The following is a 21466-nucleotide window of genomic DNA, read 5'->3' on the forward strand; positions in this document are numbered from 1 at the left end:
CGTGAAACGATTACGCGCCAATGATAGTGCTGCAACCAGTGTGAAAGTAGGTTATCGTCAGGCTTTTATTCCGCAGACCCCCGCTCATTTATTTGAGTGGGGGTTTTGCTTTTGCAAAAACGGAAATGCATCGGGCCGTAGCAAACAAAAACTACGTCAAGACCTCTCAACACAGAGGCACTGAGACACAGAGGGGCACTGAGAAAGGCAAGAATAGAGAGAAATTTCTGCTTTTACTCTGGGGCTCAGGTTCTCCATTTCCCCATTGCTGAAACGTTCTCTTCCTCACCGCACGGCCCGTCAACCAACGACACTGGGCTCCAGCCTGCGCTGGAGCGACGAATTTGAGAGCAACTCTCTTACAACCTGTGCGACTGGTTGCCAGCATCGCTACCATTGTCGAAGCTGTCGCTCAAATCTTTGCATCCGCATGCACGTGTTTAAACGTGAAAACTTAACATCGTCGCTCCAGCGCAGGCAGGAGGCCACCGGGCTGGCGCTCCAGCGGTGTTCGTTGACTAACCAAGAGGCTCACTTATCTCGTCACTCCTTTGAAATTCAGTATACTGTTCTGTTGCTACACAGTCTAAGTAACTCAGATATTTCAAATGATTAAGTGCAATCTATCCTTCATTTGCCCAAAGACCTGGGACGAGTTGACTCGAACAGAGAGTCACAAAACAAGATATTGCGACAGCTGCAATCAACAAGTGCATTGGGTAGATAAGCAGGAAGACTTTGATCGTGCTGCTGCAGAAGGCAAGTGCGTTGGATTTGAAACGAACGGAACACCAATGCTGGGATTTCCTGATGGCGTTGAGCAAGAGCCCATTTTACGAATTGAGGTGCAAGATTTGTCAGCCAAGCAGCTCTATTTTTTAAAGCGTGAACTCTATCAACATTTTACGTACACTGAAATCAGGCACTTGCATACTACAAAGCATTCAGAAATTGCAATGGGCTTGCATGGGTTACGTGTGTTGGCTCAGCGTTTGAACGAACTTGGTATCAGGAATCACATTGTCCATGACCTGTAATTAATACAAATTGCCTTAAACTTTGTCTGCACGCCAGTATGTTGAGAGGGTGTTGAGAAAAAGGCTGCATACAAGACGCAGCCTTTTGTTTTTTCTGAGCCTCTGCAGATGAGGTCTCAAAACCTTAAAACGCGTATCCAGCCTTCAACACCGCAAAATTCACACCAGGATTTGGATGTTTAACGCCACCATTTGAATAATGCTGGATCTTGAAACTCAAATCCCAGCCGTCCTTGGTGACATAACCGACGCCGATATGGTCACCGAACTGGAAGTTGGTCGAAAAATGGCGGTTGTTGTTGTCATAGATTTCTGACAGCATATGCAAGCCTATGCCAGCTTCGCCATAGACGCCTTTTTTGCTATCATTTTGAAAGCGGAAGACGGGAGTAACGCCAATATCTGCCAAATTCTGTGTGCCGCCCTTGCCTTCGAAATTACTGCCACGCCATTGCGCGAGGGTATAGTCCCAGTAGCCACCGACGTGTGTGCCATTGGAGGAAAACCATTGGTTGGACCAAGCGGATTGCAGGCCAAGGCGCAGCATCTTGGTTTTATTTCCAGTGGCAAATTCCAGCGAAACAGTATCAATGGCGAATACGGATGAACTGGCGCACATGGCGGTGACGGCAACGGCGATTAAAGATGAGATACGCAGGCACATAAAAAGGGCTTTCAGGTGAAAATAAGGAATCAATGGGGCATCAATATAAAACCACAGCCCCTATTGTAGCAATGTCTTGCAATATGCTGCTAAGAGCTAGCGTTTACAATTAAGTTCCGCCAATCATATCCGCATTAAAGGATCAGTGTGAAGACAGTATCTGAAACAAATATCGCTTTTCTGGGCACTGGTTTAATGGGCAAGCCCATGGCGCGCCGCTTGTTAATTGCAGGGTATCCAGTGACAGTATGGAACCGCACCCGCACAAAAGCAGAAGCGCTCACGGCAGATGGCGGTATCGTAGCCGAAGCGGCCTTGCTGGGTGTCAAGCAATCCAATGCGGATATTGTGATTACCATGTTGGAAGATGGCGATGCGGTGGCAGGTGTGATCGCACAAATCCTGCCAGCCTTACGCGCCGGGAGTATCGTCATCGATATGAGTTCCATACAGCAATCGCAGGCACAAGCGCTGCATGCCTTGCTGCAAACACAGGGTGTGCATTTTATCGATGCGCCGGTTTCTGGTGGGGTCATTGGTGCGGAAGCGGGGAGCCTGGCCATCATGGCGGGTGCAGATGAAGCAGTTTATCCAGAGGTGGTACAGGTATTGTCTGCCATGGGCAAGCCACAACGCGTGGGTGACCCAGGAACAGGGCAACTGGCCAAACTCTGTAATCAACTGATAGTTGGCGCAACGATTAATATTGTGGCCGAGGCTTTATTGCTGGCACAGGCAGGTGGTGCTGATCCTGCGGCGGTACGCCAGGCATTGCGAGGTGGATTTGCCGAGAGCCGCATACTGGAAGTACATGGCCAGCGTATGCTGGACAGAACTTTCATGCCTGGTGGGCAGGTCAAAAGCCAGGCCAAGGATATGGAAAATATCCTGATCGCTGCACAGTATGCGGGCGTTGATTTGCCGATCACCAAACTGGTGACGGATGTCTATCGCGGCTTGCTGCCCGTTTATCCGCATGCTGATCATTCTGCGGCTTTGCTGGCACTGGAACATAAGAATCCGGGTAAGCGTTTGAGTGACAAGCAGGATATATTGCCAGAGTAGAAATGAATCTTTGCTGATGCGCAGAAAAACAGCGTTTGTGTATCGGTAGTCATAACAGACTCTGGAATAAGATAGGTGCAATAGATAGATGCAATAATCAGATGCAATGCCCAATGCCTTAATGCAGCACTAATGTGGCATTAATTGAAGATGCGAGCAAGAGGCAAGCAAAGTATCAAGCACAGTAGTAGTAAATAAATAATTGAACCAGGATTACTATGAGCAGCAATATCGTCAAAGCCGTATGCCCGCATGATTGCCCCGACACATGTGCCCTGCACGTGACTGTAGAAAACGGCGTCGCTACTTCAGTCAAAGGTGATCCCTTGCATCCGACGACGGCGGGCGTATTGTGCACCAAGGTATCGCGTTATGCAGAACGCACTTACCATCCTGACCGTCTGCTTTATCCGCAAAAACGCATAGGCAAAAAAGGTGAGGGCAAGTTTGTCCGCATAACCTGGGAGGAAGCGATTGCGACCATCGCTGAAAAACTCAAGCCGCTGGCTGCCAGTAATCCTCTGTCCATCCTGCCCTATAGTTATGCTGGCACCATGGGCCTGGTGCAGGGCGAGAGTATGGCAATGCGCTTTTTCAACAAGATTGGTGCTTCATTTCTGGATCGCACTATATGTGCGACAGCGGGTGGCGTCGGCTATAAATATACCGTAGGTACGCGCCAGGGCGCAGACATAGAACATACCCAGAATGCCAAACTGATTATCATGTGGGGTGGCAACCCTATCGCGTCCAATCTGCATTTCTGGATGCGCGTGCAGGAAGCCAAGCGCAATGGTGCGAAGCTGATTGCGATTGACCCTTACCGTTCACTGACCGCAGAAAAATGCCATCAGCATATCGCCTTGTTGCCGGGTACTGATTCTGCCTTGGCGCTCGGTCTCATGCATGTTCTGATACGTGAGGATTTGCTCGATCACGATTACATCGCAGAACATACCCTGGGCTTTGAACAATTGCGTGAACGGGTTGCAGAATGGACACCGGAGCGCGTTGCCGAAGTATGCGGTATCAGCGCCGATGAAGTCGTGCAACTCGCCAAAGAATATGGCGAATGCGGCATGCGGGGCGAAGCCAGCATGATACGCATGAACTATGGCGTGCAAAGGGTGCATGGTGGCGGTATGGCCGTGCGTAACATCGCCTGTCTGCCTGCGCTGACAGGTGCATGGCGTCATGCTGCGGGCGGCACGCAATTGTCGATGTCTGATGCCTTCCCCAAAAATACTGCAGCCTTGCAAAGACCGGATTTATTCCCTGAAGGTTTCCCTCGCCGCACCATCAATATGAGCACCATAGGTGATGATTTATTGCGTGAGGTCTCAGCAGAGTTTGGCCCCAAAGTGGACGCCGTCATAGTCTATAACTCCAACCCTGTCGCCATCGCGCCTGAGTCCTCCAAAGTCGCGCAAGCCTTTGCGCGTGAAGACCTGTTCACGGTCGTGCTGGAACACTTCCAGACTGATACTGCAGACTATGCCGACATATTATTGCCAGCAACGACGCAACTGGAACACACGGACATTCACAGCACCTATGGCCATCTGTACATGATGGCGAATAATCCTGCGATTACTCCTCTTGGTGAAGCCAAACCGAATACCGAGATTTTCCGTTTGATTGCCAGGGCCATGGGTTTTGACGATGCCTGTTTTACAGACAGTGATGATGATATCGCCGCACTGGCCTTCAATAAAAATCATGCGCATGCGGTGCATTTTGACTGGTCTTCATTAAAGAAAACCGGTTGGGCAAAACTGAAGGTAGCAGACGCACCGTTTGCCAATGGAGGCTTTGGCACGCCGTCTGGCAAATGCGAGTTTTATAGCGAGACCATGAAGCGAGATGGGCTAGACCCCTTGCCCACTTACATAGCCCCCTATGAATCGGTGGCATCGAATGCAGCGCTGGCAGCACGTTATCCGCTGGCCATGATATCTCCACCAGCGCGCAATTTTTTGAATTCCACGTTCGTCAATGTGCAAAGCCTGCGTGATACAGAGGGTGAACCGCATCTGGACATACATCCGCAAGATGCCAGCAGTCGTCACATCGTACAGGGCGACAAGTTGAGGATATTCAATGACAGGGGCAGTTTTGAAGCCATCGCCCGCGTTACCGACAAAGCCAGGCCAGGCCTGGTGGTGGGCTTGTCCATCTGGTGGAAAAAACTTGCAGGCGATCACAAGAATGCCAACGAAGTCACCAGCCAGCGCCTGACTGATATGGGCGGTGGCCCTACTTTCTACGACTTGCTGGTACAAGTTGAGAAGTGTGCACAGACTACTGCTGCATAAATCAACATCGCCCTCATCGTGTATCACCAGCCTGTCATAACTGTGACAGGCTGGTATTGTTGCACATCAAAAGCAGGCAAAATCTTCCAAGGCAGATTTGTTGCGCTGCGACATTTCCCTAGAGGATGCTTTCAAGTAGGCTTTAAATCGCTTGCTTTAGCCGAACTTAGCCGATAGCATCGAAACTAGGAAACCCATGCCTGCAAGGCTTGTCTTTGTGCAATTACACCGTGCGTAGTGATAGGCGCAAAGTGAGAGACCCAAAGCAAGATGTGCAAGGCAAAGGCATAAAACAACAATCACAGGAGACGGAGAAGATATGGATAAAATTTGGCTGAAAAACTATCCTGCAGGCGTACCGGCAGAAATTGATATCAACCAGTATCAATCCCTGGTGCAAATGCTGGACGAGTCATTTCAGAAGTATGCTGCCCGTGATGCCTACGCCTGTATGGACAAGCGTATTACCTATGGCCAACTCGATACCATGTCCAGGCAACTGGCAGGCTGGTTGCAAAGCAAGGGCCTGAAGAAAGGCGCACGCGTTGCTATCATGATGCCAAATGTCTTGCAATATCCTGTCGTCATGGCAGCGGTTCTGCGTGCTGGTTACACGGTGGTTAACGTCAACCCCCTATATACCCCGCGTGAGCTTGAGCATCAACTCAAGGACTCTGGTGCAGAAGCCATTTTCATCCTCGAAAACTTTGCCACCACGCTGGAGCAGGTACTCAGCAAAACGGCAATCAAACATATTGTCGTTGCCAATATGGGTGAAATGCTGGGCGGCTTGAAAGGGACTATCGTCAATTTTGTCGTGCGCCATGTCAAAAAAATGGTACCTGCATTTTCTTTGCCTAACGCTATCCGCTTCAATAAAGTGATGTCTGAAGCTGCAGGTACTCGTTTCACACCTGTGACAACTACCCATGATGATGTGGCCTTCCTGCAATATACCGGTGGCACTACCGGTGTCTCCAAAGGGGCGACGCTGTCGCATAAAAATGTGGTTGCCAATATCCTGCAAAACGATGCCTGGCTGTCACCCAGCATGGCTGGTCATACTGATGAACAGAAAGTCATTGTCTGTGCTTTGCCGCTGTACCACATCTTTGCGCTGACGGTCTGCAGCCTGCTTGGTACCCGCATCGGTGCCTTGAATTTGTTGATACCTAATCCGCGTGATATTCCTGGCTTCATCAAGGAATTGGGCAAATACAGAGTGAATATTTTCCCGGCGGTGAATACCCTGTATAACGGCTTGCTGAACAATCCAGGTTTTGCTGCACTGGATTTCTCAGGTTATGAGATATGCAGTGGCGGTGGCATGGCCGTGCAAAAAGCCGTGGCCGACAAATGGCTGGCGACCACTGGCTGCGCCATTGCCGAAGGTTATGGCTTGTCCGAGACTTCACCTGTTGCCACTGCCAACCCGGCTGATACCAAAGTATTTTCTGGCACCATAGGCATGCCTATTCCTTCTACAGAAATTGCCATCCTGGATGATGACGGCAACCCGGTTGCTCTGGGTGAACGCGGTGAAATCGCCATCCGTGGCCCGCAAGTCATGGCAGGTTACTGGAACCGCCCTGAAGAAACTGCCAAGGTCATGACGGCAGATGGTTTCTTTAAAACCGGTGACGTTGGCATCATGGACGAACGCGGTTATACCAAGATCGTCGATCGCAAGAAAGACATGATCCTGGTATCTGGTTTCAATGTCTATCCTAATGAAATTGAAGAAGTCATCGTCATGCATCCGGGCGTACTGGAGTGTGCCTGCGTTGGTGTGCCGGATGAAAACTCTGGTGAGGCCGTGAAATTGTTTGTCGTGCGCAAAGATCCAGCATTGACAGTCGATCAGCTTATGGATTATTGCAAGGAGCAATTCACTGGTTACAAAAAACCAAAGTACATAGAGTTCCGTAGCGAGCTGCCTAAGACTAATGTGGGCAAGATTTTGCGTCGCGAATTACGTGACGAGAAAAAAGCCTGAGTACCTGGCTCTTGATAATAAAAAAGGAAGGCAATGCCTTCCTTTTTTATTGCATGCCTGAGCCTGGCGGCTATGCGACGACCACACCCGTTCTGCCGTCTTCAACAACAAAACTCCTGAGTGTGGAAATACCGGAATCTGCTTTCGCCACATCATCCAGCGCCAGGAAATGTGTCTGTATCCTGGTCGGTGAAAGATCAAGCAGCATGAATCCACGTTTATCACTGCGGCCATATTTGATATGCGGGTTTTGTGCTACGTATTGCTCAGTGCGCTCTTGCGGACGTGAGCTTGAGGTGACCGAAGTGCCACAGAACTCTGTCGCCAGTATGGGGTTGCTGGCCGATGCCTTGCTGTAAAAATCGCGTTTCAGATTAGCTGCATAAAAAGTGTGGACATCACCAGAAATCACGACAGGATTCGCAGGTTTGTGCTTTTGCAGGTCTTCCATCAGGCGTTGGCGGGCAAGGGGATAACCGTCCCAGCCATCGGTCCAGAATTTGCCATCACCTTCCTGATTGACCACAGTCTGGCTAGATTGCGCCATCAGTGTTTGCTGGGTCAGCATATTCCACTTCGCATTTGAACTGGCAAAGCCGCGCGCCAGCCATCTCTCCTGTTCCATGCCCAGCATGGTATGGCTAGGGTCGAGTCGCTCACTGCATTCTGCATTGGTGACAGAATTCGAACCACCGCGGCCAAGCTTGGGGCATACCTGGTGCGAGCGGTATTGCCTGCTGTCGAGTACATGGAAGCGCGCCAGCCTGCCCCAGTCATAACGTTCATAAATACGCATATTGACGAAGTCGGTATGGCCAGCATGCAAACGTACTGGCATATGCTCATAGAATGCCTGGTAGGCAGCAGCACGACGCAGCATGAAGTTCACGTCCAGACGCTCGTCCCTGTCATTGCTATAATCATTGGCGATCTCGTGATCGTCCCAGGTGACTATCCATGGTGCCGCATGATGGGCAGCCTGCAATTGCGGATCGGTCTTGTACTGTGCATAACGGGCACGGTAATCGGCCAGGCTGAAACTCTCTATCTCGCGGTTGCGCGGCTTGCCAGGGTGGCGTAAATCATAAGGCCCCCACTCGTAAATATAATCTCCCAGAAATGCCACCAGATCAGGATTGCTGGCAGCAATATGCCGGTGCGCCGCATATTCACCAAACTCCCAGTGCTGGCAAGACGCCACGGCCAGCCGCAGATTGACGTTCAATGCATCGGCAGCCGGTGCCGTATGGGTGCGGCCTACCGGGCTGACTGCATCACCCAGCATGAAGCGGTACCAGTACCAGCGATTTGGCAGCAGGCCAGTGACATCCACATGCACGCTATGCGCGAGCTCAGGCAAGGCATGGGTTTCACCTTTGCCGGCAATGCGGTTGAATTGCTCATCTTCGGCAATTTCCCAGCGTAGCTTATAGGGAATGGCGGACAGGGCGGCTGCATTCAGTGGCTCAGGGAGGAGGCGTGTCCACAAGACTACGCTGTCATGTCGCGGCGAGCCTGAGGCTACCCCAAGGCTGAAAGGATAAACACTGGTGCGCTCGGCGGCAAAACCTGGGAAAGCCTGTGACAGTGCAGCGAAAGTAGTGAATTGCAGGGACTGCTGTAAAAACGAACGACGTGTTAACTTCATAAAAATACTCAGTTCACCCTGGTAATGTCTTCCAATGGTGGAATTTGACGTGGCTTGCGGTCGTCGCCCGTGGCAACATAAGTCAGCGTTGCTTCAGTGACCTTGACGGTCGAAGCCTGCAAACGGTTGCGCTCGGCATACACTTCTACCGATACCGTGATCGAGGTATTGCCTACCTTGACGACTTCGGCATAAAACGACAACAGGTCGCCAACGAATACCGGTTGCTTGAACAGGAAAGAATTTACTGCGATAGTGGCAACGCGGCCATTGGCACGGCGTGCCGCAGGGATGGCGCCGGCAATATCGACCTGTGACATGATCCAGCCGCCAAATACGTCGCCATGCACATTCGCATCTGCGGGCATGGGCATGACCCTGAGGGTAGGCATGTGGGCTGGCAAGCCGTTGGAAATTTGTTCAGTCATAATAATTTTGCAGAATAGAATGAGTAGGATGAGTAGAAGATGGTCAGGCAAATCTTAAACCAGATTTAATGCAGACTGAGCAAAGCAAGTGGCTTGCCAGCGACTTACAGGGTGATATATTGTGAAGTTGATGACAATGTAGTAATTTCATGAGCCAGAATAGAGCAGACTGGCTGGTACGGCCGCTAATTTTGGTGGAAAAAACATAAAGAACAGCCAATGGAAGTAAAACACGAAGAACTAAGACTGCTCGACGATGTGGTCTTGCGCACGGTAGCCAACCCCACAGCCAGCCATTGTTGGCATCAGATGGTCGATCTGATGCGCCGTCATGCTACTCCGGCGCTGACGCTGCAACTTGAGCAATTCCTGCTGGCGAATGTCGCTGCCACTGACTTGCCCGGGTTTTACCGTGCTACTTTCCTCGACATGCTGACCGGCAGGCCAGAATATTTGCAACAGGCCGGACAAATTGCCCTGAGTCTGCAACCCTTTGATGCCGACCGCATGGTCACTTTTTTGCAATACAGCTGGCAAAGAGTCTTGCTTGATATTCCTGGTCGCCAGGCTTTTCAGCAAAGGCTACAGGAACTGGCGCTGCCTGCGATTGCCGCTAGTCTTAACTCGTGGATATGGCAGCAGGTGCAACCCGCGCAGGTGTTGAAACAGCGTGTCATCAACGAAGTACGCAAGGTAGCAGTGATCGCACCCTTTGTCAGTAATATCAAGCATCCACCCACGCTGATGGCCTTGCAACAGGCAGAAAACCTGCGCCAGCTAGGTTATGAAGTCGTGCTGTATTCAGCGCAAGAAATGCTGGGGCCAGATTTCATGCATTATCTCGGCAGCCGTTCCTATACACCCGAGCCACAGTTTGTCACCGCAGGCTGGGACAAATACCTGGGGCGGGGCGGGCAAGTCATGACCGGCGATACGCGCTTTTCGCTGCTGCAAAGATGGAAAAGCCTGCTGGGTTCGCTTGCCTCTTTTGACCCTGACCTGGTCATGTTTGTTGGTCTGTATGCGGGGCTGGCGGCAGCAGCTTATCCAGCCCGTCCGGTACTCAGTCTGGGCATCAACTCCCTGTCGCCAATGTCACCCGCCGATGTTTGGCTGACTGCGCAACAAGACTTGGACGGCTTACAGGCTTCGCAATGGACTACGGCTTTCCCGGCCAGCCAGGCTTACCATCATTCTTACCGTGTACAAAGGCCAGAGATCCAGGGTAATCACACACGCGCATCTCTGGGGCTGGCACAAGACAAACTGCTACTGATCACGCTCGTCAATGAGAGTGAATCGAGGATACAGGGTGCATGGGCCAGGGCCATGCTGCAAGTATTGAATGAAAATCCCCACGTGCAGTGGCTGATCATCGGTGGCAGTGGTGTCATGCCAACAGCCTTGCAGACTGCAAGTGCGGAGCAGGTAGGCTGTGTCGCCTTTTGTACGGATGCCGTCAAATACCTGGCGTGCTGCGATGTCTATATCAACCCACCCATGATGGGCGGCGGTTTTGCCGTTGCAGAAGCAATGGCGCTGGGCTTGCCAGCACTGAGTTTGCAGGGTTCGGACGGTGGTGACAAACTGGGTAATGCGGCACAGGCAAACTTGCAGGCATATTTCCAGACGCTGATGCGGTGGCTAAACAATCCTGATGCCAGAAAAACTGCTGGCCTCGCCATGCAAAAGCATTTTGATGATTACCTGGACTTGAGCAAGGCGGCCGCCAGTTTGCAGGGGGCTTGCGAACTGGCTTTACAGCGGTTTCATCTCAGGATGGCAGCACAGACTTCTTGAACCTGGCAGGGTTACCGACCATCAGCGCACCCGCATCAACATCGCTGATCACGACAGCGCCAGCACCGATGAAGGCGTGCTCGCCTATGCGCAGGCGTTCTATCAGGGTCGCACCGATGGCTACAGTGACGCTATGCCCTATACGCGATAAACCACCGACATTGCTGCCTGGCTGCACCCGTGAAAAAGCACCAATATGGGTGTCATGCCCTATGGTGACACCGCGGTTCACAAAGACATGGCGACCTATCACGGCACCGGGGCCTATCACGCTATTGGCTCCGACAAAAACGCCCGGGGCCAATGTTGCCAGAGGCGATACAAAGGCACGCGGGTGTATCAGGGTATGGAATTCCAGGCCAGCATGACGCTGCAGAATTTCCTGCTCTAGCGCATTACGGGTGGGCGTTGTCGGCCCTAGCATATAAAGTTCATCATCAGCAGGGATGAAATCAGCCAGATTGATGACTTCAGGTGTCGCGCCATATTGTGCCCATCCTGCAATCCGGTCTTGCAGGGGGATATCACGCTCGCCTGGTGCTTCTGGCAAATGCAAAACAATTTTAGATACGGTGAGGCCATGGGCCAGGGCGCAATCAAACAAGTCAGACAAAATATTGCTGCTGCCAAAAATCACGAGTTTATTCTTGTTCATATTGTAGTCTTCTACTTTGTACCTGGGGCATTCCCGCCACAGTATACCTGCGTGGTGGTGACGAAATGCAAATTGTACGATAGCCAGCGAGCGATGGCCGATGAACATCTGATTTATGGCCTATAATTTTCCTTATGCAGTTTTTGCATGATGTGTTGTTCTCTCTGTCGCCTGCCAGAAGCCGGGGCGATTTTGTTGAATTGCCAATTCACGTCAGTACTGGGCTTGCCAGTTCTGACAAGCCCATTCAACCTTCATACGAGTACATCTTTAATGCGACGCCGAGAATCCGTTCGTCATCCCTCTCCCTCTGCTCCGGTCAGCAATCCTGCCCAGCGCGGTGATTGGTCCACCGTCAAAACCCTGTTGCCATATCTGTGGGCCTACAAGTGGCGTGTTTTGCTGGCGCTGACTTTTCTGGTATCGGCCAAACTGGCCAATGTTGGTGTGCCACTGATCTTGAAAAAACTGGTTGATAGCATGACCATTAGTCCCGCCCATCCGGCTGCCGTCATGGTTCTGCCAGTGGCATTGCTGATCGCCTATGGTGCCCTGCGCTTATCGACAACCCTGTTCACAGAGTTGCGCGAGTTCGTGTTTGCCAAGGTCACGCAAAGGGCAGTGCGCACGATAGCCTTGCAAGTGTTCCGCCACCTGCATGCCCTGTCTTTGCGTTTTCACCTGAACCGGCAAACCGGTGGTGTTACACGTGATATAGAACGTGGTACGCGGGCGATCTCTTCGCTGATTTCTTATGCCCTGTTCAGCATCGTTCCTACCTTGCTCGAAATTACCCTGGTCCTGATTTATCTGAGTACTCATTACGATAAATGGTTCAGTGTGATTACCGCGACGGCACTGGTGACCTATATCGTATTCACCATTGTCGTCACCGAATGGCGCACGCATTTTCGCCGTACCATGAATGAGCTCGATTCCAAGGCGCATACCAAGGCCATCGATTCGCTGCTCAACTATGAAACGGTGAAGTATTTTGGTAATGAAGAATATGAAGCCCAGCGTTATGACGTAGGCCTGAAAAGTTTTGAAACTGCTGCCGTCAAATCGCAAAGCAGTCTGTTCTTGCTGAACACAGGGCAATCGATGATCATCGCCACTGCCGTGACCCTGATACTGTGGCGCGCGACCCAAGGCGTCATTGATGGCACCATGAGTCTGGGTGACCTGGTACTGGTGAATGCCTTCATGATACAGCTATATATTCCCTTGAATTTTCTCGGTGTCCTGTACCGTGAAATCAAGCAAAGCCTGGCCGACATGGAAAGGCTGTTTTCCTTGCTCGACCAGAACCGCGAAGTGGCTGATGATGCCGCTGCACAAGCGCTACAGGTACACCACAGAAATGGCGCAGAAATTCGTTTCCAGCATGTGAATTTCAGCTATGAAGAAAAGCGCCAGATTTTGTTTGATGTAGATTTTACGATTGCCCCCGGCACGACCACCGCGGTGGTTGGTCATAGCGGCTCTGGTAAATCAACTTTATCGCGTTTGCTGTTCCGTTTTTACGATATTCAGTCTGGCCATATTGCCATCGATGGACAGGATTTGCGCAACGTCACACAGGCCTCGGTCAGGGCGGCAATAGGCATCGTCCCGCAAGACACGGTGCTGTTCAATGACACCATAGAATACAACATCGCCTATGGCAAACCAGGGGCGAGTAAAGAAGAGATTATTGCGGTTGCCAAGGCTGCCTATATTCATGATTTTATCGAGTCGCTGCCCGACGGTTATGACAGCATGGTTGGCGAGCGTGGTTTGAAATTATCAGGCGGTGAAAAACAGCGCGTGGCGATTGCCCGCACCTTGCTGAAGAATCCGTCCATCCTGATTTTTGATGAGGCTACATCAGCACTTGATTCTCAGTCTGAGCAATTGATACAGGCACAATTGAAAGACATCGCGCGCAGCCGCACCAGCCTCGTCATCGCCCACAGATTATCGACGATTGTCGATGCACAGCAGATACTGGTCATGGATAAAGGCCATATCGTAGAGCGTGGTACTCATCATGATTTGCTGGCTCTGCACGGTGCTTATGCGCGCATGTGGGAAAGGCAGCAAAGCAAGAAAAAAGATATGGCTGAAGATGATGACGAAGCCGATGAAATTGAACTCGTGAGCGCATAAAATGGAAACCAAGTGGCTGGAAGATTTCGTATCCCTGGCAGAGACCAACAGCTTTAGCCGTTCTGCAGAATTGCGCCATGTGACGCAACCGGCTTTTTCACGCCGCATACAATCGCTGGAAGCCTGGCTGGGCAGCGATCTGATAGACCGCACTTCCTACCCAACGCGTTTGACGCATGCGGGTGAAGTTTTTTATGAGCAGGCCATCGCTATGCTGGGGCAAATCAATAATGCCCGCGCGCTGTTGCGCGGCAAGCGCACCACTACGCAAACCACGGTGGATTTTGCCGTCCCGCATACCTTGTCGCTGACTTATGTGCCGCGCTGGCTGACAGGCCTGGATCAGGCCTTTGGTGAAATCAACAGCCGCCTGCTGGCACTGAATGTGCATGATGCCGTTATGACCCTGGTGGAAGGTGGTTGTGATCTCATGCTTTGCTATCACCATCCGCGTCAGCCACTCTTGCTTGATAGCAGTCAGTACGACATGATCAGCATGGGTACAGAGACCGTGCGCGCCTACACGCGATGCGACAAACATGGCGTGCCTGAATTGCGTTTGCCAGGGACAGAAAAAACACCATTACCCTTTTTGGCCTATGCCAACAATGCCTATCTGGGGCGCATGGTAGATCTGATTTTGAATGACACACGCCAGCCTTTGCATCTGGAAAAATGCTATGAAACCGATATGGCAGAAGGCCTGAAAATGATGGCGCTGGAAGGCCGTGGCGTGGCATTTCTACCAGAGTCTGCGGTGACCCGCGAAGTCAAGCAAAAGCAGCTGGCACGTGCCGATGATGGCAGTGGTGCCTGGGAAGTGAATATGGAAATCCGCCTGTACCGTGAACGGCCATCCATACAAAGACCGGGCAAGGCCATCGTTTCACGTTTGTGGGAATACCTGGAGCAATTGCAGACAGAAGAAAGTCAGGGAAAAAACCGGCAAGGAAAGAGCCGTCGCAGTAGTTGATATTATGCACGGATTCTGCGCGGGTTTGCTAAATTGAAAACATCAAGAGAGGAGTGCGGTAGCGAGCCAGGGCATCAGGCCGGACATATCATAAGGCCACTACATGGTTATGCATTTCATGCATAGATTCATGCAAACAAAGCATTGGCTGATCTCAAAGCGAAAAGACTACTATGCGTCTGCTTTCAGCGCGGGTGAAAGACCTGTCTGAAAATGCAAGATTTGCAAGTCAGTTCAAACCACATTCAAGAGGTCATATAATGTCCAGCCAGCACCAGATACCGTCTTATCTTACCCCGACTGAGACCGGTCCTTGGTCAGTTTACCTTGAGCAAATTGATCGCGTTACTCCTTACCTTGGCCATTTGTCGCGCTGGGTAGAAACCCTGAAGCGCCCCAAGCGTATCCTCATCGTCGATGTGCCTATCGAACGTGATGACGGCAGCATTTCCCACTTTGAAGGCTACCGTGTACAGCACAATACCTCCCGTGGCCCAGGCAAGGGTGGTGTGCGTTTCCATCAGGATGTGACGCTATCAGAAGTGATGGCCTTGTCTGCCTGGATGACGATCAAGAACTCCGCGGTGAACGTGCCTTACGGTGGTGCAAAAGGTGGTATCCGCGTTGATCCAAAAACCTTGTCACGTGGCGAACTGATGCGCATGACGCGTCGTTACACCTCTGAAATTGGCATCATCATTGGCCCGGACAAAGACATTCCGGCACCAGACGTGAACACCAATGAGCAAACCATGGCATGGATGATGGATACTTATTCCATGAATGAAGGCCGTACTGCTACTGGCGTAGTCACTGGCAAGCCTATCTCCCTCGGTGGTAGCCTGGGCCGTCGTGAAGCGACTGGCCGTGGTGTATTCGTGGTCGGTAGCGAAGCTGCAGCCAAGCGTGGTCTGAGCATTGCTGGTGCAAAAATTGCCGTGCAGGGTTTTGGTAATGTAGGTGGTATTGCTGCTCGTTTGTTCGCAGAAGCAGGTGCCAAGATCGTGGCTGTGCAAGATCACGGTGGCACGATCTTCCATTCGAATGGTATTGATGTCAACAAACTGCTGGATCACGTGGCAGCCAAAGGCAGTGTTGCCGGTTTTGAAGGCATAGAAGCTGTTTTGCCAAATGATGAATTCTGGGCCGTGAACTGCGATATCATGATCCCGGCAGCATTGGAACAACAGATCACCCTGAAAAACGCTGACCAGATCCGCGCCAAAATCATACTCGAAGGCGCGAATGGCCCGACCACACCAGAAGCAGATGATATTTTGCGCGACAAAGGTGTATTGGTGGTGCCAGACGTGATCGCCAATGCCGGTGGTGTGACTGTGTCTTACTTTGAATGGGTACAGGATTTCTCCAGCTATTTCTGGTCTGAAGATGAAATCAACCAGCGTCTGACCCGCATCATGAAGGAAGCTTTTAATTCTGTATGGCAGGTGACAGAAGACAAAAACGTCTCCTTGCGTACAGCAGCATTTATCATCGGTTGCTCCAGAGTGTTGCAGGCGCGTGAAGTTCGCGGCTTGTATCCATAATCTGGAATTGTAATAAGCTATTGATCACCTATGCTGATAGGTGATCAATCATGCAGATGAGGTGTGATGCGATGTGGATTTGGCTAAAGACGGGCCATATTTGCGTCGCATACGCATTTATTTCGTTTGATTTCGTTTAAAAGAGTCCGTTTCCTGAGTGCTTTTTCTGAGTCAGGACGTTGTAAAGGCATTGTGAGATTATCTAAACACAGGTGCTGCAGTTGAATATATCAGTGTCATCAAGGCTTAGTTTAATCTGGTTAAGGTGGTGCAAGAGTATGGAACAATAATTGCATACTTGTTTTTGAAATCTTTGCAAGAGTGAATTGTCAAAAAAACCGAATAATATTTTGTTAAATGTGAATTTTTCTGTTGAATTTTGTTGGGCTTTATCATTACCATCCTGAATTAAGTTCAAAGGGGATCATATGAAAGTTTCGAAATGGATAGTAAAGGCTGGCTTGCCCTGTGCGCTAGTCATGTGCTCCTCGCTTTCATTAGCCGCGGATACCCTTGCACGCATCAAAGAGACGCACACGATGACCATCGCGCACCGTGAAGCGTCTTTTCCATTTTCTTATCTTGGTGATGACAAGAAGCCCATCGGCTATTCCATGGACATTTGTCTGAAACTGGTCGATGCGATAAAAAAAGAACTCAAGCTGCCCCAACTCAACGTGAATTATGTTCTGGTGACAGGCAGCACACGTATTCCTGCCATTGCTGAGGGCAAGGCTGATCTGGAATGCGGTTCAACCACCAATAATGCAGAGCGCCGTAAGCAGGTCGCCTTCACTATCCCCCATTTCTTTGCCACCGCAAAAATGATAGTCCGGACCGATTCCGGTATCAAAAACTGGACTGACCTCAAGGGTAAAAAAGTCGTGACCTCCAAGGGGACTACGACCGTCAAGCTGCTCAATGACCGTGACAAGGTCAGGGGCCTGGATTTGAAATTGCTGGAAGGCGCTGATCATAATGAGTCCTTTGGCATGGTAGAGAGTGGTGCAGCAGATGCCTTTACCGTCGATGACGTGCTCTTGTACGGGCAACGCGCCAATGCCAAAGACCCCAGCAAGTTCGTTGTGGTAGGCGATTCATTATCTACCGAGCCCTATGCCATCATGCTGCGCAAGGATGATCCTGCATTCAAGAATCTGCTGGACCGTGAAATGGCGCGCCTGATGAGTGATGGCGAAGTCACCAAATTGTATGACAAGTGGTTCCGTAAGCCTGTGCCCCCAAAAGGGGCAAACCTGAACATGCCCATGAATTTCCTGTTGCGCGATAATATCCGTTTCCCTACGGACAAGGTTGCGGATTAACAGGCTGGTTCCGCGTTTGCCAGCAGATAGAAAGAGTATTGCGGTGGTGGAATTTATCTGATCTGTTAGCATTGATGGCTGTCTAATTTTTTAGCAACATATAAGTAGTAATACGTATTAAACCGACTGAAAAAAACGGTAATTTGCTGAGGGTTTTTGTTAAACTCAAAGCCATGATTTTTTGATTTAACTTTTTGGAGACAGTATGAAATTTTCGAAATTGTTGGTAGCTTTGGTTGGTGCTGGCCTGGTAGCTGGTGCAGCACAGGCGCAGGAAACTGGTACGCTGAAAAAAATCAAGGATACAGGAACCATCACCCTGGGCGTGCGTGATTCCTCCAACCCTTTTTCTTACCTGGACGATAAGCAGTCTTATCAAGGTTATTCCATCGACCTGTGCATGAAAATTGTGACAGCGGTACAAAAGCAACTGGGTTTGTCTTCCCTGAACGTCAAAATGAATCCGGTGACTTCTGCTACCCGTATACCTTTGATGGCCAATGGCACGATCGATCTGGAATGTGGTTCTACAACCAATAACGTAGAACGTCAAAAACAGGTTGCGTTTGCACCGACCACTTTTGTGACCGCTAACCGTATTCTGTCAAAAAAATCTTCTGGCGTTAAAACCCTGGCTGACCTTAAAGGCAAGGCTGTGGTATCGACTTCAGGTACTTCCAACCTGAAACAGCTGACACAGCTGAATGCAGACCAGAATCTGGGCATCAATATTTTGCCAGCCAAGGATCATGCAGAAGCTTTCCTGATGGTTGAAACTGGCCGTGCAGTAGCATGGGTCATGGATGATATCCTGCTGGCTTCACAAGTATCCAACTCAAAAAATCCAGCTGACTATGAAATCAGCAAGGAAGCACTGTCAGTTGAGCCATACGGCATCATGCTGCGTAAAGACGATGCTCCATTCAAGAAAGTAGTTGATACAGCGATAGGCAATGTACTGACTTCTGGTGATGTTAACCGCATCTACCATAAATGGTTCATGCAACCTATTCCACCTAAAGGCATTGCCTTGAACTGGCCTATGTCTGATCAGCTCAAGGTAGTTGCTGCCAAGCCTACAGATTCAGGTGAACCTTCTGCTTATGCTGCTGTTCCAGAGGCTCAAAAAGCCGTTTTGAACAAGAAAAAATAATACATAGCAAGGTAAGGTAGTCCGACAAAACGGGGGGATGCACCTCCCGTTTTCTTTTGCAAGACCATGTATGCATCATCTTGCAAAAAGCGGACTGAAAGCGCTGCACAGGAGGAGAATATGAATTACAACTGGAATTGGAATATCTTTTGGGACATTGCGCCCGATGGAACGGGAACCTATTTTGAATCCCTGATCGCTGGTCTTAAGTGGACACTGGCGACAGCAGGTTTGGGCTGGGTGATTGCTTTGGCATTGGGCCTGGTGATAGGAACATTGCGCACAGCGCCAAACAAATGGGTAGTCAGGCTGGCAAATGCCTATGTGGAATTATTCAGGAACATTCCACTGATCGTGCAAATGTTTCTCTGGTACTTTGTTTTCCCTGAAGTCTTGCCTGAAGCGTGGGGCACGGCACTTAAACAATTGCCGAATGCACCTTTCGTCACGGCAGTACTGAGCCTGGGGTTTTTTACTTCAGCCAGGGTGGCGGTACAGGTATCAACGGGTATCAATGCTCTGCCACGTGGTCAGAAAATGGCGGGTACGGCACTGGGTCTGACACTGCCACAAACTTACCGCTATGTGCTGTTGCCCATGGCATTTCGCATCATCATTCCTTCACTGATCAATGAAGTGGCGGCGATCATCAAAAACAGTTCGGTGGCTTTGTCCATCGGTTTGATAGAACTGATGGCAAGTACACGTTCCATGCAAGAAATGTCTTTTAAGACTTTTGAGGCATTCAGTGCTGCCACCATCATCTATCTGATCGTGTCTGTGATTGCGATCCTGATGTCGAATTTGTTGGAAAAGAAACTGCGCGTACCAGGTTTCATTACTTCTGGTTCAGCCAATAGTGGAGGGCACTAAACATGGGTAATTTTGATTTTGATGTCATTCAGCGTTCCTGGGTGTATCTGTTCCAGACCGGCATGGTGTTTACACTGAAGCTGACCTTCCTGGCAATGACAGGCGGTATCGTCATCGGTACTTTATTGGCGATGATGCGTTTGTCTAGCAACAAGCTGATCAATCTGTTCGCCTCCGGTTATGTCAACCTGATGCGCTCCATCCCTTTGGTATTGGTACTTTTCTGGTTTTATTTCCTGGTGCCTTATATTGGTGCCTGGATAATGGGCGACAGTGAACCTATGCCTGTGGGTGCTTTTTCTTCTTGCCTGATCACCTTTGTCATGTTTGAGGCAGCTTATTACTGCGAGATCATGCGTTCAGGCATACAGTCCATTCCGCGTGGCCAGATCTGGGCCGGTTATGCCATGGGCATGAACTACTGGCAAACCATGGGTAATATTGTCTTGCCTCAGGCATTCCGCAATATGATCCCTATATTGTTTACCCAAACAATCGTTTTGTTCCAGGACGTGTCACTGGTATCGATCTTGTCCATTCCTGACTTTTTTGGCTCTGCAGCCAAAGTGGCGCAGCGTGATGGCCGTCTGGTGGAAATGTATTCCTTCGCAGCGGTTGTCTATTTCGTCATGTGCTTTGGCTTGTCTTCACTCGTGAAGAAGTTGCAAGCAAAAGTGGCGATCATACGTTAAGAATATTGTGGAGATTTGAAATGATTAAATTGAATAATGTCAGTAAATGGTATGGTCAGTTCCAGGTGTTGACTGACTGCACGACCGAAGTGTCCAAGGGTGAAGTCGTGGTTGTTTGCGGCCCGTCCGGCTCCGGTAAATCCACTCTGATCAAGACCGTCAATGGTCTGGAGCCTTTCCAAAAAGGAGAGATCACGGTAGAAGGTGTTTCTGTTGGCGATCCTAAAACCAATCTGTCCAAATTGCGTGCACGCATAGGCATGGTGTTCCAGAACTTTGAGTTGTTCCCGCATCTGTCGATACGCCAGAACCTGACTATTGGCCAGGTCAAAGTGCTCGGACGTTCAGAAGAAGAAGCGACTGAACGTGGTCTCAAATACCTTGACCGCGTCGGCCTGATTGCCCAGAAAGACAAATTCCCTGGCCAGTTGTCCGGTGGTCAGCAACAGCGTGTGGCTATTGCCCGCGCCTTGTCCATGGACCCGATCGCCATGCTGTTCGATGAGCCAACTTCTGCGCTGGATCCTGAAATGATCAATGAAGTGCTGGATGTCATGGTAGGGCTGGCGCAAGAAGGTATGACCATGATGGTGGTTACGCATGAAATGGGCTTTGCCAAGAAAGTGGCAAACCGCATTGTCTTCATGGACAGGGGCGCGATAGTCGAGGATTGTTCAAAAGATGAATTCTTCAACAATGCACGCTCAGACCGTGCACGTGATTTCCTGGCAAAAATCATTCATTAATATCTGGTTAATGCCTGACTTTTAATACATTGCACCACGGCATTTGTTTGAAATTTGCCCTCTGGTTTGATGTTTGATTTGAAAAGCAGCCCTGATTTCAGGGCTGCTTTCATTTTATGGTCTTATTCTCTGTAAAACAGCGGGAAATGTGATTTGCGTCACAGGTAAAAGAGTCCTGCCGTGCTAATCTTTCATCGCTAAAAAATGCACTGAAAAGTAGTTTCTCAATTATTTCATTTTGTATTAATAACAATTAAACAGGACAGCACGCAATGGCAAACACAGCAGCAGACATCCAAAAGCTTTACATCGCCTACTTCAACCGTCCTGCAGATCCAAATGGTCTGGCTTACTGGATGGCACAAGGCCTGACACTGAACCAAATCGCCGACAGCTTC

The 21466-nt window shown here is 50.1% G+C and carries 18 protein-coding genes; 14 read left to right on the forward strand and 4 right to left on the reverse strand.

Annotated features, from left to right (window positions below; genetic code table 11):
* Positions 1–184, forward strand: a 184-nt coding sequence (locus tag ACO0LN_RS29790) for a hypothetical protein (RefSeq protein ID WP_422980304.1), incomplete at its 5' end; no start/stop codon positions are given.
* 526 nt (positions 185–710) lie between these two features.
* Positions 711–1037 (forward strand): hypothetical protein, encoded by a 327-nt coding sequence (locus tag ACO0LN_RS29795; RefSeq protein WP_422980306.1) that lies wholly within the window; start codon positions 711–713, stop codon positions 1035–1037.
* A gap of 124 nt (positions 1038–1161) precedes the next feature.
* Here the strand turns inward: ACO0LN_RS29795 and ACO0LN_RS29800 are convergent, their stop codons facing one another.
* Complete coding sequence (locus tag ACO0LN_RS29800) at positions 1162–1701, reverse strand: acyloxyacyl hydrolase (protein ID WP_422980308.1); 540 nt, start codon at positions 1699–1701, stop codon at positions 1162–1164.
* Positions 1702–1848: 147 nt separating this feature from the next.
* Between ACO0LN_RS29800 and ACO0LN_RS29805 the strand changes: the two genes are divergently transcribed.
* The 3 genes from ACO0LN_RS29805 to ACO0LN_RS29815 all read left to right on the forward strand — a co-directional run bounded on the left by ACO0LN_RS29805 (position 1849) and on the right by ACO0LN_RS29815 (position 7077).
* Entirely contained in the window at positions 1849–2766 is a 918-nt protein-coding gene (locus ACO0LN_RS29805; protein WP_422980310.1) for an NAD(P)-dependent oxidoreductase, read from the forward strand.
* Positions 2767–2984: 218 nt separating this feature from the next.
* Complete coding sequence (locus ACO0LN_RS29810) at positions 2985–5081, forward strand: molybdopterin-containing oxidoreductase family protein (protein ID WP_422980312.1); 2097 nt, start codon at positions 2985–2987, stop codon at positions 5079–5081.
* A 319-nt stretch (positions 5082–5400) separates the two neighbouring features.
* Positions 5401–7077: a long-chain fatty acid--CoA ligase gene (locus tag ACO0LN_RS29815; protein WP_422980314.1), complete on the forward strand. Its 1677-nt coding sequence runs from the start codon at positions 5401–5403 to the stop codon at positions 7075–7077.
* A 70-nt stretch (positions 7078–7147) separates the two neighbouring features.
* Here ACO0LN_RS29815 and ACO0LN_RS29820 read toward each other — a convergent pair whose 3' ends face one another.
* Together ACO0LN_RS29820 and ACO0LN_RS29825 are read right to left on the reverse strand one after the other, a co-directional pair.
* Positions 7148–8725 (reverse strand): alkaline phosphatase D family protein, encoded by a 1578-nt coding sequence (locus tag ACO0LN_RS29820; protein WP_422980316.1) that lies wholly within the window; start codon positions 8723–8725, stop codon positions 7148–7150.
* Positions 8726–8733: 8 nt separating this feature from the next.
* The gene (locus tag ACO0LN_RS29825) at positions 8734–9153 is read right to left on the reverse strand and encodes an acyl-CoA thioesterase (RefSeq protein ID WP_422980318.1); all 420 of its coding nucleotides are present in this window, start codon (positions 9151–9153) and stop codon (positions 8734–8736) included.
* Between the two features lie 219 nt (positions 9154–9372).
* Between ACO0LN_RS29825 and ACO0LN_RS29830 the strand changes: the two genes are divergently transcribed.
* Positions 9373–10953, forward strand: a complete 1581-nt coding sequence (locus tag ACO0LN_RS29830) for a glycosyltransferase (RefSeq protein WP_422980320.1) — start codon at positions 9373–9375, stop codon at positions 10951–10953.
* Here ACO0LN_RS29830 and ACO0LN_RS29835 read toward each other — a convergent pair.
* On the reverse strand, positions 10928–11608 hold the full coding sequence (locus ACO0LN_RS29835; RefSeq protein ID WP_422980322.1) for an acetyltransferase: 681 nt from the start codon (positions 11606–11608) through the stop codon (positions 10928–10930). The two genes, ACO0LN_RS29830 and ACO0LN_RS29835, sit on opposite strands and share 26 nt — an antisense overlap.
* Positions 11609–11881: 273 nt before the next feature.
* Here ACO0LN_RS29835 and ACO0LN_RS29840 point away from each other — a divergent pair, with 273 nt between their 5' ends.
* The 8 genes from ACO0LN_RS29840 to ACO0LN_RS29875 all read left to right on the forward strand — a co-directional run bounded on the left by ACO0LN_RS29840 (position 11882) and on the right by ACO0LN_RS29875 (position 21068).
* A complete protein-coding gene (locus ACO0LN_RS29840; RefSeq protein WP_422980324.1) occupies positions 11882–13759 on the forward strand; it encodes an ABCB family ABC transporter ATP-binding protein/permease in 1878 nt (625 codons plus the stop codon).
* A gap of 1 nt (position 13760) precedes the next feature.
* Positions 13761–14732 (forward strand): LysR family transcriptional regulator, encoded by a 972-nt coding sequence (locus ACO0LN_RS29845; RefSeq protein WP_422980326.1) that lies wholly within the window; start codon positions 13761–13763, stop codon positions 14730–14732.
* A 260-nt stretch (positions 14733–14992) separates the two neighbouring features.
* Entirely contained in the window at positions 14993–16279 is a 1287-nt protein-coding gene (locus tag ACO0LN_RS29850) for a Glu/Leu/Phe/Val family dehydrogenase (protein ID WP_162060822.1), read from the forward strand.
* Between the two features lie 428 nt (positions 16280–16707).
* Entirely contained in the window at positions 16708–17604 is an 897-nt protein-coding gene (locus tag ACO0LN_RS29855; RefSeq protein WP_422980328.1) for an amino acid ABC transporter substrate-binding protein, read from the forward strand.
* Between the two features lie 205 nt (positions 17605–17809).
* On the forward strand, positions 17810–18757 hold the full coding sequence (locus tag ACO0LN_RS29860) for a transporter substrate-binding domain-containing protein (protein ID WP_422980330.1): 948 nt from the start codon (positions 17810–17812) through the stop codon (positions 18755–18757).
* A 120-nt stretch (positions 18758–18877) separates the two neighbouring features.
* Positions 18878–19630 (forward strand): amino acid ABC transporter permease, encoded by a 753-nt coding sequence (locus ACO0LN_RS29865; RefSeq protein ID WP_422980332.1) that lies wholly within the window; start codon positions 18878–18880, stop codon positions 19628–19630.
* 2 nt (positions 19631–19632) lie between these two features.
* Positions 19633–20322, forward strand: a complete 690-nt coding sequence (locus tag ACO0LN_RS29870; protein ID WP_422980334.1) for an amino acid ABC transporter permease — start codon at positions 19633–19635, stop codon at positions 20320–20322.
* A 20-nt stretch (positions 20323–20342) separates the two neighbouring features.
* Positions 20343–21068 carry an amino acid ABC transporter ATP-binding protein gene (locus ACO0LN_RS29875; RefSeq protein ID WP_422980336.1) on the forward strand — a complete coding sequence of 242 codons (726 nt, stop codon included), beginning with the start codon at positions 20343–20345 and terminating at the stop codon, positions 21066–21068.
* Positions 21069–21466: the final 398 nt, after the last annotated feature.

It is taken from the genome of Undibacterium sp. TC9W, from assembly GCF_049339865.1.
In the GTDB taxonomy this organism is placed as follows: domain Bacteria; phylum Pseudomonadota; class Gammaproteobacteria; order Burkholderiales; family Burkholderiaceae_D; genus Undibacterium.